Consider the following 13,978-nt stretch of genomic DNA (forward strand, 5'->3'; position numbering starts at 1 on the left):
TGATCCTTGGGCAATCTGTCAAGCAGCTGGAAGCAAATTAAATATGCAAAAAGTTCAAGATACAAACAAAGAAAGGGAAAGACTATCTAACGAATTCCATATTCGCTTAACAATGTGAGTAATTGTTCTGCTCTGACTGGTTTTTCCAAAAATTGAATTGCGCCGAGTTGCGCTACTTTGGTTTTCATTTGAGCTTGGATATCCGCTGATATCACAACAACAAAAGTTTCGATTTTGTGCGCTTTAATTGCTTCAAGTACACCCACGCCATCCAATTCGGGCATTGTCAGGTCCAAGCAAAGCAGATCAATTTGCGATTTTTGCAATATTTCGACTGCCTCTCGACCATTTTTAGCCTGACACACATCTACATCAAGGTTTGATGTTAGACAACGCACCACTTGCTTCCGGGCAACAGTAGAATCGTCGCACACTAACACAGAATAGCTCATATGAAGGTAAATCTTTATTGTTCTAGTAACAAATAAACGTTATTGTTGTTCTAATCTTATAACACAATAATCAACATCCAGTAAGTTTTTTATCTCTACTTGTATGTTGTAAAGATAGCAAGATAAACATTTATTTTTAGCCATTTATTGGCTAACTTTAAGTTTAACACGCGCGCATTAATTTGGTTGTCAGGAGCTAAGAATACTCCATGCTACAGAAAAGTCTGTCGAAAAAACTGCTCACAAATGTTCTGTCAGTTTACTTCCTACTAACGTTTGTGGTGACTTGTGGACAAGTTGTCGCAGAATACGTAAACACCAAAGATTATATTCGCAATGAGCTAACCATGCTGCAAAAAACGTTCAGTCGCAGCCTGACCCGTGCCATTTGGGAACTCAACACGAAACAAACCGTTACTACAGCTGAAGGCCTGTTAGCTATTCCTATGATAGAAGGGATAATCGTCCGGGATGACAGCGGAGAAATAATTTCCCAACTCGGTCGCTCACTGAATATCCATGAACTATACAGCCAACAGCTCGTCCAAGAAGAAGCCTTAATTGAAGACACTCCTTCCGGCTTATTTGGTTATACATTTCCGCTTATATTCGAATTTTCTGGCAGAGCCACCCAAGTCGGTGATGTCACACTTTTTTCAAGTAGAGAAGTCGTTTTCAGCCGAATAATGATCTCAATTTACTTCTTAATTGGTAATGCGATGGTGAAAACCACCTTCCTGATCATTTTATTTTTACTTGCGTTTAGAAAGCTACTAACCGAACCGCTCACCGACTTAACGGAGCAGATTGAAGACTTTGAAGTAGATAATGTCGACGGCCACAAAATAGAAATAGATACCACCGAGCGCAATGAATTAAAAGTAATGGAAGAAGCGTTCAATAAATTGATAGATAAGGTGGCCGAGTATCGAAAGCAATTAGATCAAACTCAAAAAGAGCTCATTATCAGCAATGAAAAGCTCGACCAGCACAATATTCAACTGGAACAAGAAGTCGCCCGCAAAACTTCAAATTTAAGTCAGGCTATGATGGACCTGCAACAACAAAAATATGAACTAGAAAAACAAAAACTGACGTTAACAGAAGAAATTGATTTAAGACGTCAAACAGAAGAAGAGCTGCTAACCAAACAGAACGAGCTTGAAAAATATGTTGAAGAACTCAACATGGCGCAAGAACGCTTAGTTGGCTCAGAAAAAATGGCTGCATTGGGTGGCTTGGTAGCAGGTATTACCCACGACATCAACACACCGGTTGGTATAGGTGTCACCGCCACATCATTCTTACAAGAGCGTTTAGACCAACTAGAAGCGGCCTATAAAGAAAAAACACTATCGCCTAAAGCACTTGAAGAATTTATGCATGAAGCTAAACAAAGCACAAGCTTATTAACCAACAACTTAGCGAGAGCGTCAGAGTTAGTTGCTAGCTTTAAACAAATTGCGGTAGATCAGGCAAGTGAGGCTGTTAGGACAATCAACTTTAACCAATATCTCGGCGAAGTATTACGCTCCTTACAACCTAAGCTGAAAAAAACAGCCCATGAAGTGAACATCGATTGCCCTGCAGACTTGACCTTAAACTTGCCCGCAGGCGCCATTAGTCAGATATTCACAAACTTGATTATGAATTCCTTGATCCACGGCTTCGAAGGCATAAATAAGGGCGTCATTGATATTCAAATAACCGATGACAATGATGATGTAAAAATTGTGTATAAAGATAATGGTAAAGGTGTGTCGCCCGCTCAGTTAGAGAAATTATTTGACCCCTTCTTCACGACTAAGCGAGATCAAGGCGGTAGTGGCCTCGGCACACACATCACCTTTAACCTTGTTAAACAAACATTAAATGGCGATATTGAAGTGAGTTCCGAGGAAGGTAAAGGGTTAACTTACTACATCCGTTTTCCAAAAGAGATGCAAGCACAACAAGCCATGTTTAGTTAGTGGACTTTAGGTGGGCCTCAAACATGCGGCTCACCACATTCACCCCCAATGAGATCATCAAATCAGTCAATTTAACCATTTTAGCCTTTGCTCGCGACATTAGAGATTTGCTATGATGCAGTTCGTTTTTTCACACTCGGATTTTAAATGATATGTGGTTCAGCAACCTAATCTGTTACCGTTTTAAGCAAGATGTTTCGTACACACAAGAAGACTTTGAAAAAGCACTAGAGCAGGATATTTTTCGCTCTTGTGGCAGCCAAGATATGAGCACATTTGGCTGGGTAAACGCATTAGGCAAACATGGACAGACTCTGTCACACTTTTCACAGAATAGCATTCTATTGTGCGCCAAACGTGAAGAAAAAGTGCTACCTGCGGCAGTCATTAACGACATGGTCGCCGAAAAAGTTGAGCAAATTGAGCGCGAAGAAAACCGCCCAGTTAAAAAGAAAGAAAAAGACGAGTTAAAAGAAAATATTCTCGCAACTTTACTGCCACAAGCATTCAAAAAGTCGAGTCTACAATTTGCGTTTATCGACCAAGAGAGCGGTTGGGTCATTGTTAACAGTGCAAGCTTTAACAAAGCCGAAGAAATGATGGCACTGCTACGTAAATCACTGGGTACACTGCCAATCGTGCCAGCATTTGCCAATTATGATTTGGATGTATTCCTAACTGACTGGCTAACAAAGTTCGAAGCGCCTGAAGGCTTTGCCATAGGTAATGACGCAGAATTGCAAGACGCTACAGACGAGGGTGCGCAAGTGAAGCTCAAGCAGCACGACCTTGCCAGTGATGAAATTAAGCTTCACCTAGAGAATGGTAAACGCGTCACCAAGCTGGCCCTTGATTGGCGCGAGCGCGTACAATTTTTATTGCAAAACGATGGTTCAATTAAACGTGTTAGTTATAACGATGCGCTGAAAGAGCAAAATGCAGATATTCCAAAAGAAGACTTGGCCATTAAACTGGATGCAGATTTTATTTTGGTATCAGAAGAGGTCAAAGAGCTGCTAGAAGACTTAACAAAAGAGCTTGGCGATAAAGACGATTTGTAAAAAAAAGGGCCTGTAGGCCCTTTTTTATTATATTTTGACTATGCAAACATGGATTTCACATCCGCTAATAGCTCAAGGTAAGCGTCATCTGTAAACGTATCAATTGAGCGTAGCACGCCCTTTTCTTCATAGACGCCCAAAGCAGCCGCTTTGTCTGATACTTGCAAAATACCTTCTACAATGGCACCTGCACGAATAAAATCTACGTAACACACATGTTCAGGTTTATAATTGGGATTAGCCCAGCTTTCTGCAACTTCAACAAATTCATCCGTAAAGCCCCACTCACGCATAATTGCGCCGCCAATTCTGCCGGCCAACTTTTGAATTGCATGAGCTAAAAAGCTTGGATTTGCAAACACTTCTGGGTGTTTCTCGGCTTCCGTTAAGATGGGTAGTACACCAATATTAAAAACCAAAGATGCCAAAGTGATGGTGTCTTTATTCAATGAGGTGTGTTTGTTAATCCGCAAATAAAACTCCATCGTCGAAATAGCTTGGCACGCGACCTTCAGCGTTTTTTGCCAAGCCTTATCCATGTAGGTTTTTATCAGCTTGTTATTTGAGACAAACAATTGCTCCATCGCCATCGCTGTCGCTATATTTTTTATTTGCCGTAAGCCAATTCGAGTAACCGCCTGATTTAGCGTATTCACTTTGATGGAACGGCCCATAAAACCACTGTTTGCCACTTTAATCATGCGCGCGGCAAGAGCGGGGTCATGCGAGATCACATCCGCCATTTGAAGTAAGTTTACCTCAGGATCATCAGCAGCTTGGCGGACTCGCACTGCAACTTCAGGTAAAGTCGGTAAGACAAGTGTATCGTTATTAATTTTATCGACAAGAATGGTAAGTAATGCGTTTTCTGTAGACATATGGTCAAGTCCTTTAAATTCGCCACTTAGCTATGGCCTTATAATTTTTAGCTCATTTAAGTATCGTCTAACTTCTCGATAAAGTTAAGAAAAGTATAAAAATTATTCTTACAAAAAATTATAAAATAATACTTTGCCTCAACTGTTTGCTCAAAACGCCTTTTTTCAGCATCATAGAGCCTCACAATCATAATAACTAAAAACTCAAGGGTAAATGATGAAACTTTCTAAACTATCCAGTGCAATTTTAGTCGCCTCTGGTTTGCTTGTGAGTGCTTGCTCACAACAAACAGAAGAGTCTACAAACACTCAGCAATCTGCAGCACAAGGGGCAAGCTATACACTGCAAAACATAGATAAACAGCGTTTAGATATTTACACCGAAGTCACACTAACAAGCGACTTAAGCCACCTCAATGACAATCAAAAGAAAATGATTGGTATCTTGATTGATGCCTCGAAAATCATGGATGATTTATTCTGGAAACAAGCATTCACAGAGGATAAAGCAGCGTTCTTGTCACGAATTGAAGACCCTGAAGTACGTCGCTTTGCTGATATTAACTATGGCCCATGGGACCGTTTGGATGGCGACAAAGTGTTCCTCAGTACTTTTGGTGAAAAAGCACCGGGTGCACAATTTTACCCTAATGACATCACCAAATCAGAACTTAACAATGCGGATTTCAAGGACAAGCAGGGCTTATATTCGATGGTCAAGCGAGATCAGCAAGGTAACTTGTACAGCACAGCCTATGCCACAGAGTTTAGAGCCGAGCTAGAACAAGCAGCTAAACTACTACGCCAAGCGAGTAATTTAGCCGTTGATAAAGACTTTGCAAACTACCTGAACTTGCGCGCTGATGCATTGCTCAATAACAGCTACCAACCATCTGATTTTGCTTGGATGGACATGAAGAATAACCCAATCGATGTGGTCATCGGGCCAATTGAAACTTATGAGGATCAGTTGTTTGGTTATCGTAGCGCCTTTGAGTCATATGTCTTAGTGAAAGATCTCGCTTGGAGTGAACGCCTTGCAAAATTTGCAGCGTTTTTACCTGAGTTACAAACAGGCTTGCCCGTAGACCAAAAATACAAACAAGAAGTACCAGGTTCAGATGCTGACCTCAATGCCTATGATGTTGTTTATTACGCAGGCCATTCAAATGCAGGCAGCAAAACGATCGCGATCAACCTGCCCAATGATGAGCAAGTACAGCTTGAAAAAGGGACACGTAGATTACAATTAAAAAATGCGATGCGTGCAAAGTTTGACAAAATATTGGTACCTATAGCAGATCAGTTAATTGTGCCTGAACAGCGTAAACATATTACCTTTAACGCGTTTTTCGCCAATACGATGTTTCATGAAGTCGCCCACGGCTTAGGTATCAAGAATACCATTACAGGAAAAGGTACGGTCAGGCAGTCGCTTCAAGAGCATGCCAGTGCCATTGAAGAAGGCAAAGCTGACATTCTTGGCCTGTATATGGTTGAACAACTACTGAAAAAAGGAGAGATCACTGAAGGCACGCTAGAGGACTACTACGTTACATTTATGGCGGGTATTTTCCGTTCGGTACGATTTGGTGCTTCAAGCGCGCATGGTAAAGCCAACATGATCCGCTTTAACTTCTTTAAACAAGAAGGCGCTTTCTCTAAAAATGCCCAAGGACTATATCAAGTTGATATGGAAAAAATGGGCGCTGCAATGGCGAAATTATCTAATCTAATTCTGACTCTGCAAGGTGAGGGGGATTACCAAAAAGTTGATCAGCTCATCGCCACCCATGGTGATATCAAAGCTGAGTTACAGGCAGACTTGACTAAACTCGCTCAGGCGAACATTCCTGTGGATGTCACCTTTAAGCAAGGTAAAGCGGTGCTTGGACTTTAACTTCTCGAGGGCGCTACAAAGCTAGCGCCTTTTTTAGCTCCGCCAATTGCGCTTCCGTATATGCCTTAGCTGGGTTTACACCCCATACCGGTTTAGGCCATGCCGCATCATCCTCAAAACGTGCGATATGATGAACATGTAGTTGAGGTACCATATTACCCAGTGCTGCTACATTTAGCTTGTGTGGGGTAAATACAGACATTAGCAGTTCGCTTAACTGCTTTGACTCTTGCCAAAACTGAGTTTGCTGCTGCTCGTCAAGATCGATAATCTCTCTCAGCCCAGGCACTGTTGGCACTAAAATAAACCACGGATACTGACTATCATTCATAAGTAAAACTTTGCAAAGGGGCCAATTAGCCAGTTCAATACAATCTCGTTGTAATTCTGGGGCCAATTCAAAAGTCATCATTAAACACTCCAAATAGAAAAGCAGATATCAATGATATCTGCTTTTGAATTAAAAAGTAGTGACTGAATGTGTTTTCAGGCACTAGATGTTGCTTATAAGCAGTAGCGAGCGAATAAGCTACTTACTGTTGCTGCCGTTGGCTTACCATGTTGCCAATCGCCCCCTTCCACACCACTGCCTGCAATGTCCATGTGAACGTATGGGATCGGTTGCTCAGAGTCACAACCATGTTTGTCTAAACCACCTACGATGGCTAAGAATGCCATGGGGAACTGGTGACCACGTGCGGTTACGGCTGAAGGCGCATTATTGCTAGATAGTACGTCATCAGCTAAGGTGCGTGGTTTAACAAAGTCATAATCTTCACGGCGACTGCGTGACACTTCAGCACAATCAGCCCATAGATCACCTTGATCAGCGATTAAACGAGATACAGAGTTTGCACGTGCCGGTCCATTTTCAACATATGCGCTATAAGGACCCATTGCGCGTGCGGCATGGCCCGTCAGTGTTGCCACGGTAAATAGCTCAGGGTTAATCTCAGACTTGGCAGCGTCTTTTATTTCACTTAATAGATCGCCCATTGCCAAGCGCCCTTCCGCATCCGTATTACCGATACGTACACGAACACCTTCACGCGTTTCTATGATCTCATCTGGTACAAAACAATCTGAGCCAATCGAGTTTCTCACCACGGCCAAGTAGGCAACCACTTTGACACCTTTAGGTTGATACTGAGCAACCGCTTTCATAAAGCCTGCCACAGATGCTGCGCCGCCTTTGTCACGGCTCATACCAGCCATAAAACCACCCACTTTAAGGTCGGCACCACCTGTGTCATACACAAGTCCTTTACCGACGAACATCAAAGTGCGCTCCACGTCACCTTCTGGTACGTATTCCATCTTAACAACACGAGGATGATGACGCTCAACAGCGTAAGATGCACGCGCAACAGTACCAAGCATCGGATAGTCTCTATCGATTGTTGCCCTGTCAGAAATCACTTCAACGCTTACCGAAGTACCTGAGAATAACTCGACACAATAATCAGCAAAACGAGGCGGTGCCATACGCTCAGGCTCAGTACCACATAAATCGCGTGCCGCATATTGGCCTGCCGCAATCGCATTTAACTGTGAACAAAGTGCTTCGTCTGCACCAACCAAAAACGCTTGCTCTACCGGCTCAATCTGCGCACCACGATACTCACGCGCTTCAAGTGGTTGCCAAAGCATTTGACAGGCACCTAAAAAGGCAACCTGCAATGCGTTTGCATAGCGCGCTTCCTGCGGTACACCTGCAAGCACAATAACAGGTTTAACAGCACCCGCTGCTTTAGCTTGGGCAATACCCGCTTGGCCTGCTTCAAAAAAGCGACGTACGTCGTCGAAGTCTCTATTTAATGGACCGGTCGGTGCCACAATTAAACGCTTTCCTGGAACACCTTCAGCAAGTAAAACGTTTGCTTGGCTGCTTAGTCTTGCGTCAACAGCGAGGTAAGGTGCCACAGCTTCATTGAGCTGCGCGTCACCTAATTCTGCCACATTTGAAGTGATTACAATCACGGCGTCCGCGTCATTTTGCTGCCAGCTAGATGCAGGCAGAGCGAGAGGAAAAGACATAAAAAAGGCCCTTTTTCTTATAATGAAAGGGCCGATTATCGGCTATTTATGCCAAAGAACCAAGCTAGACGCTAGATTCTTTACTGTCTGGTGCGCTTTGCGGTGTATTTTTCAGTTTACTTACCACACTCCAGGCCTCAAGCATCACTAATACACTCACGACAAGTACCACAATATCTAGGCCTACGAGTAACCAATTACCTTTCTCATAGTATTCACCTAATTTAATCAAGCCTGCAAAGAAGGCCATCAAAATTACAAAAATCATCGGGATAAGCGTAAACTTCGCAGGTCGACCTAATTTGATGAGATAGACCGAGATAACCAACAGAGTCAAGCTGGCTAAAATTTGGTTGGTTGAGCCGAATAAAGGCCAGATGATCATGCCGCCGCTACCGGAGGCGCCACCAGCTCCAAACGCGAGCAGTAAGCAGCAGCCTACAGCAACCAAAGTCGCAATAATACCATTCTTAAGGACTGGCAATTTATAAATGTCGCCCCACTCTTGGATGATGTAGCGCTGGAGTCGCACACCAGAGTCCATTGTAGTGCCGGCAAACAATACAACCATCACAGCAAGTAGCGTGGATGCAATTTCAGCAGGTAGCCCCCAACCTGTACTAATTAAATTGGAACCGCCTTGAATAAATGCGCCTACAGAGCCTGCGCCTAAGTGGCTGTATATTTCGTGCCACTCCTCAGGCGAAACGGCCAACATAACACCACTCACCGCCACCAAAGTGATCAATGCCAAAGATCCCTCACCTACTGCGCCAAGGTAGCCAACAAAACGGCCATCGGTCTCTTTGTTTAACTGTTTAGAGCTAGTACCGGATGAAACAATGCCATGAAAGCCCGATACTGCGCCGCAGGCAATGGTAACGAATAAAAGTGGAATAATACTCGGTGTATCAATGGCAGTCTGGGTATTAAAAGCAGGCGCTGTGATATCTGGCATAACGACAAATACCGCACCGTAAAGCAAAACCAAGCCCACTAACAGCTGCATACCATTAATAAAATCACGGGGTTGAAGTAACATCCAAACAGGTAATAGCGACGCAACAGCGGCATAAACAAAGAGTATTAAAATCCAACTCGCTTTATCGGTTAAACCAAACACTTCGCTTGGCAACGCGATTGGCATACCACTGCCAGCATATATGGTGGCATACAAGATAGCGACCCCAACCAAACACAATGGAACCAATGGCACTTTACGTTTAAGCAGCTGACCAATAATCAGCGCCACAACAATGGCTGCCCAAGCTGGAAATACAGCATTGGGGTTTGCAACAAAAGAATTGGCAATGACCACTCCAAATACCGCATTCACCATCAACAGTACCAAAAACACCACTATCATAAATAACGCGCGTGTACGTTTGCCTATGACGCTTTCAGACAGCGCGCCCATTGACTTACCTTTGTGGCGAGCACTGGCCCACAGTGCACCCATATCATGTACACCAGCAAAGAATATGGTACCAATCACAACCCAAAGTACGGCGGGGACCCAGCCCCAATAAACGGCTATCGCAGGACCAACAATAGGTGCAGCACCAGCAACAGAGGTAAAATGATGCCCCCACAACACCACTTTATTGGTAGGTACGTAATCGACACCGTCATTAAATTCGTGGGCAGGCGTGACGAAGTCGTCATCCATTTTGAAGATCTTTGTAGCAATAAACTTGGAATATACAAACCAGCCAAATAGCATACCCAAGATACCAAACAACACTATCATTATAGATTGCATGGGATGTCCTCTGTGTTATTGTTGTATTAACATCACTTTAACACGTATAGACATAAAAGCAGTTATATTTTAGTCGCACTGTACCATTTCTATAGTTATTAAATGCTTGTAATTCCACCGTAATCAATTGAACAGCCCCATTTGTATCTGATTACTTGGCGCATCCCCCAAACCAATCTGCACGCCAATAAGCCTCACCGGTTTGCCACTGCGCGCCACGGCCTGTTCTAGCAATGTGCACAAAATATCTTGATCAATTTCACGACTTTGGCACTCTTTCGTCGTTTGAGTAAAGTCGTAAAACTTTACCTTAACCCCCAATTTAGTAAATTCGCGCTCAGCTTGATAAGCAGCGCTGCGCCGAGTGAGTTCAGGAATAAGTTTGTCACACAAAATGGACTTTAATTGGCTAAGGTCTTGAATATCCTTTTCAAACGTCGTTTCAACTCCGACGGACTTACGTACTCGCTCTGTCTCAACACCCCGCTCATCTATTCCCTGACAACGTCGCCACAACACCCTACCAAACTTACCGAAACGGTTTGCCATTTCATCTAAGCTCAGCGCTTTAATGTCTTTACCATGCACCAAACCACACGCCAGTAGCTTTTCATGGGTCACCTTGCCAACCCCGGGAATTTTTTTCAGTGGCAATGAATCGATAAATTCATCTACTTGAGACGGCGTGATAACACACTGACCATTAGGCTTATTCTCATCGCTGGCAATCTTGGCTAGAAACTTTATTGGTGCAATGCCGGCAGACGCGGTAAGGCCGGTTTGGTGGTAGATCTCAGCTCTTATCTGTTGGGCAATTAGGGTCGCGCTGCCCTGGCAAGCATCGCAGTCGGTCACATCCAAATACGCTTCATCTAACGAAAGGGGTTCGATTAAATCTGTATACTTTGCGAAAATAGCGCGGATCTGCTGTGATACTTCTTTATAAACTTGCATCCGCCCTGGAACAATTATCAATTGAGGACATAGCTGTTTGGCTTTGTAGTTAGACATCGCTGAACGCACGCCATACTCGCGCGCGATGTAATTCGCAGTAGATAACACTCCACGATGACTACGACCGCCAATGGCCATTGGAACATTCGCCAAAGCTGGGTTGTCGCGCATTTCTACAGCAGCGTAAAAACAATCCATATCAATATGAATAAACTTTTTCACAGGTGCGCCCCAACAAATAAACTGTTTATATATACAGTATAGTGACAGCTCAAGGTACATTTGTCTAGCGCTGTGCGTGATGTAAACTTTGACCTAAGCTCCCCCGATGCGTCGCGCTGTACAAATGCAAATTTCAGTTCACCAACCGATTGTTCGATACAAAGCTCTGCAGATCACTTTGAAATGCTCTACACTGCTGTTAGAACATTTTTGTATGTAGTGCAATTACATTACTGCATCAACAGCTTTAACCTGTCCACCTTTGCAAGGAGTATGTATGAAGTACAGCCAACTAGGCCACACGTCAATTGAGATTTCGCGTGTCTGTTTGGGGAGTATGACTTGGGGGTTGCAAAACAATCAGCATGACGCTGACGAACAAATAAACTATGCGCTGAGTCAAGGGATTAACTTTATTGATACTGCTGAAATGTATGCAGTACCGCCGTCACCAGAAACATATGGTAAAACAGAACAAATCATCGGCGATTGGATAAAACGTCACTCTGAAAAACGTCAAGAGATCATACTAGCGACCAAAATTGCTGGTGCAGGGCTTGATTGGATCAGAAATGGGCAACCTATTAATAAGCAAGCGGTGATCGATGCGGTCGACCAATCACTGGAGAGACTTAACACCGACTACATCGACGTATATCAATTACACTGGCCCAATAGAACTTCTCCTCACTTTGGTAAACACTGGCACGGTATGTTGGACTTACATGCTGTGAGCAAAGCGCAACAACTTGAAGAAATGGCAGATATCTTAGAGGGGATAAAGTCCTGCATCACAGCTGGGAAGATCCGACATTGGGGCCTGTCAAACGAAACGCCATGGGGCTTAAATACCTATCTGAACCTTTGCCACCAGCAGGGTTTGGAAAGGCCTGTTTCCATTCAAAATGAATTCAACTTGCTCCATGAAAAAGACTGGCCCTACTTACTCGAAAATTGTGTCAATGAAGATATTGCTTACCTTCCGTGGTCGCCGCTCGCAGGAGGTCTGTTAACAGGTAAATATCTTGGAGGGGCGAGACCAACTGGCAGCCGCTGGACTCTAATGCAACGGCATGGATTGTTCAGGGACACCCAGTACTCTCAACAAGCCACTGCTGCATATCAAGAAATTGCCCATGAGCACCACTTAACGACCGCCCAGCTGGCCCTTGCATGGTGCGATCAGGTTGATGGTGTCGCGTCGACGATTATTGGTGCGACGAGCATGAGCCAGCTTAAGGAAAACATCACCGCTTTTGACAAGCCTTTACCTCCGGAAGCGCTTGCAGAAATAGACACCATTCTCAAAACCTACCCAGTGCCTTTTTAATCATTGCAACAGCCAATCGTATGCAGGTGTGATAGTATCATCACCCTGCATTTATTGGATATTTTCAGCAATTTATGAGACAACTCAATTTATCTCCAGCTCAGCCCTTGGCAGGCTCTTGTTTTGAAAGGCTGGCTGCCCGTGCCATTGTGATACGTGGCAACGACATTCTGTTACTTTACACGGCAAGATATGATGACTACACGCTGCCAGGTGGTGGTGTAGATAAAGGCGAAAACATGGAAGACGCCCTAGCAAGAGAACTATTAGAAGAAACCGGTGCGAAATCCGTTATCAATTTTGAGCCATTTGGGGTTTACGAAGAATATCAGCACTGGCACAAACCAGATTTTGACAACGTAAAAATCGTTTCACATTGCTATTTAGTTGAAATCTGTGGTGAGTTCACCACACCTCAAATGGAATCATATGAACAAGCCAATGGCATGCGCCCTGTGTGGTTACCAATCAAAGACGCCATCGCACACAATCGCAGTGCTTTGGCAAATAGCGATAAAAAAGGTCAATCATTACAAAGAGAAACTATTATATTAGAAACCGTCGCCAAAGAGTTTGGATTGAACTAATCATATTATCTTAGGTCTTAAGCACTGCCCCATATCGCCATTAAGTGGTTGAAAATAATCATTCAGGGAAAGGAAGCCAGTGCCTAAAACACTAACAACGATATTGCTATCTATTACAGCCCATTTATTGTTGCTGTTTTTACTGAGTAAACAGGTAGTGATATCACCCCAGCCGGCACCAACTCCCGCAATGAAAACGTATCTTGTTTTTGAGGATAGCGAGCCTAAGCCCCAAGAAATAACCCAACAATCAACACCGCCACATTTTGATGCGGTCTCCAACCCCCCTGCACCTGAGCAAGTATCGGAACCTCAGACTCAGCCAAAGCAATCGATTAAAACGGCTGACCCGCATCATGCATCCTCCCCTAAACAGAAATCAGAGCCACAGACACTCAATGAAGTTGATTCAGCTGCAAGTGAAGCGTCAGAAAGCCTAACCGGCGCCCCCCACTTTAAGCAGTTAGACCCCTATTTAGGGTTAGAGTCTTTGCGGGCTCAGCAAGCACAGCTCAGCACAAACATCAGCGGACGGAATGTAAGCCCAACTAAGCATTCAACGTTACGGTTTACAGTCCCAGCAGACCATAAAAACATGCCCATAAATGGTCCAAAAGTCGTAACTAAAAACTTGCTTTTTACCGAATACCAAAAGGGTGACACCTGCTTCAAAGTCATGCATGCAGATCCTAGTACACCTGCTCCGGAGGGCTTTTCAAATGAATGGGTTTCTCTTGGGTATAAGTGTAACAATAATGTAATAAAAAATACCTATGACGCTGTAATGAACAAGTGGTTAGACAAATAACCTCAATAAATCCGACT

12 protein-coding genes are annotated in these 13,978 nt (G+C 43.8%); 6 read left to right on the plus strand and 6 right to left on the minus strand.

Annotated elements, in window-relative coordinates:
• Positions 1-86: 86 nt before the first annotated feature.
• Positions 87-452 carry a response regulator gene (locus A7985_RS15670; RefSeq protein ID WP_065791392.1) on the minus strand — a complete coding sequence of 122 codons (366 nt, stop codon included), beginning with the start codon at positions 450-452 and terminating at the stop codon, positions 87-89.
• A 209-nt stretch (positions 453-661) separates the two neighbouring features.
• On the opposite strand from A7985_RS15670, the gene A7985_RS15675 reads away from it, so the two are divergent.
• Both A7985_RS15675 and rdgC read left to right on the plus strand, forming a co-directional pair.
• On the plus strand, positions 662-2,422 hold the full coding sequence (locus A7985_RS15675; protein ID WP_065791393.1) for a sensor histidine kinase: 1,761 nt from the start codon (positions 662-664) through the stop codon (positions 2,420-2,422).
• A 152-nt stretch (positions 2,423-2,574) separates the two neighbouring features.
• On the plus strand, positions 2,575-3,483 hold the full coding sequence (gene rdgC / locus A7985_RS15680) for a recombination-associated protein RdgC (RefSeq protein WP_065791394.1): 909 nt from the start codon (positions 2,575-2,577) through the stop codon (positions 3,481-3,483).
• Positions 3,484-3,521: 38 nt separating this feature from the next.
• Here the strand turns inward: rdgC and A7985_RS15685 are convergent, their stop codons facing one another.
• A complete protein-coding gene (locus A7985_RS15685; protein WP_063370798.1) occupies positions 3,522-4,361 on the minus strand; it encodes an HDOD domain-containing protein in 840 nt (279 codons plus the stop codon).
• A 217-nt stretch (positions 4,362-4,578) separates the two neighbouring features.
• On the opposite strand from A7985_RS15685, the gene A7985_RS15690 reads away from it, so the two are divergent.
• Positions 4,579-6,261, plus strand: coding sequence for a dipeptidyl-peptidase 3 family protein (locus A7985_RS15690; RefSeq protein ID WP_065791395.1), 1,683 nt, complete (start codon positions 4,579-4,581; stop codon positions 6,259-6,261).
• A 13-nt stretch (positions 6,262-6,274) separates the two neighbouring features.
• Here the strand turns inward: A7985_RS15690 and A7985_RS15695 are convergent, their stop codons facing one another.
• From A7985_RS15695 to dinB, 4 genes are all read right to left on the minus strand, one after another.
• Positions 6,275-6,670 carry an HIT domain-containing protein gene (locus A7985_RS15695; RefSeq protein WP_065791559.1) on the minus strand — a complete coding sequence of 132 codons (396 nt, stop codon included), beginning with the start codon at positions 6,668-6,670 and terminating at the stop codon, positions 6,275-6,277.
• A gap of 95 nt (positions 6,671-6,765) precedes the next feature.
• The gene (locus A7985_RS15700) at positions 6,766-8,298 is read right to left on the minus strand and encodes a M17 family metallopeptidase (RefSeq protein WP_065791396.1); all 1,533 of its coding nucleotides are present in this window, start codon (positions 8,296-8,298) and stop codon (positions 6,766-6,768) included.
• A 64-nt stretch (positions 8,299-8,362) separates the two neighbouring features.
• A complete protein-coding gene (locus A7985_RS15705) occupies positions 8,363-10,060 on the minus strand; it encodes a carbon starvation CstA family protein (RefSeq protein ID WP_065791397.1) in 1,698 nt (565 codons plus the stop codon).
• A gap of 123 nt (positions 10,061-10,183) precedes the next feature.
• Positions 10,184-11,236, minus strand: coding sequence for a DNA polymerase IV (gene dinB, locus A7985_RS15710; RefSeq protein WP_065791560.1), 1,053 nt, complete (start codon positions 11,234-11,236; stop codon positions 10,184-10,186).
• A 277-nt stretch (positions 11,237-11,513) separates the two neighbouring features.
• Between dinB and A7985_RS15715 the strand changes: the two genes are divergently transcribed.
• From A7985_RS15715 to A7985_RS15725, 3 genes are all read left to right on the plus strand, one after another.
• A complete protein-coding gene (locus A7985_RS15715) occupies positions 11,514-12,566 on the plus strand; it encodes an aldo/keto reductase (protein WP_065791398.1) in 1,053 nt (350 codons plus the stop codon).
• Positions 12,567-12,640: 74 nt separating this feature from the next.
• Positions 12,641-13,153, plus strand: coding sequence for an NUDIX hydrolase (locus A7985_RS15720; protein WP_065791399.1), 513 nt, complete (start codon positions 12,641-12,643; stop codon positions 13,151-13,153).
• A gap of 79 nt (positions 13,154-13,232) precedes the next feature.
• Complete coding sequence (locus A7985_RS15725) at positions 13,233-13,961, plus strand: hypothetical protein (RefSeq protein WP_065791400.1); 729 nt, start codon at positions 13,233-13,235, stop codon at positions 13,959-13,961.
• Positions 13,962-13,978: the final 17 nt, after the last annotated feature.

Origin of the sequence: Pseudoalteromonas luteoviolacea, from assembly GCF_001696455.1 — a bacterium.
GTDB lineage: Bacteria > Pseudomonadota > Gammaproteobacteria > Enterobacterales > Alteromonadaceae > Pseudoalteromonas > Pseudoalteromonas luteoviolacea_C.

Coding starts and splice junctions, on each gene's coding strand:
- A7985_RS15700 (WP_065791396.1), bottom strand. CDS start 8,298: ATGTCTTTTCCTCTCGCTCTGCCTGCATCTAGCTGGCAGCAAAATGAC.
- A7985_RS15705 (WP_065791397.1), bottom strand. CDS start 10,060: ATGCAATCTATAATGATAGTGTTGTTTGGTATCTTGGGTATGCTATTT.
- A7985_RS15670 (WP_065791392.1), bottom strand. CDS start 452: ATGAGCTATTCTGTGTTAGTGTGCGACGATTCTACTGTTGCCCGGAAG.
- A7985_RS15690 (WP_065791395.1), top strand. CDS start 4,579: ATGAAACTTTCTAAACTATCCAGTGCAATTTTAGTCGCCTCTGGTTTG.
- A7985_RS15695 (WP_065791559.1), bottom strand. CDS start 6,670: ATGACTTTTGAATTGGCCCCAGAATTACAACGAGATTGTATTGAACTG.
- A7985_RS15685 (WP_063370798.1), bottom strand. CDS start 4,361: ATGTCTACAGAAAACGCATTACTTACCATTCTTGTCGATAAAATTAAT.
- A7985_RS15720 (WP_065791399.1), top strand. CDS start 12,641: ATGAGACAACTCAATTTATCTCCAGCTCAGCCCTTGGCAGGCTCTTGT.
- A7985_RS15715 (WP_065791398.1), top strand. CDS start 11,514: ATGAAGTACAGCCAACTAGGCCACACGTCAATTGAGATTTCGCGTGTC.
- A7985_RS15675 (WP_065791393.1), top strand. CDS start 662: ATGCTACAGAAAAGTCTGTCGAAAAAACTGCTCACAAATGTTCTGTCA.
- rdgC (WP_065791394.1), top strand. CDS start 2,575: ATGTGGTTCAGCAACCTAATCTGTTACCGTTTTAAGCAAGATGTTTCG.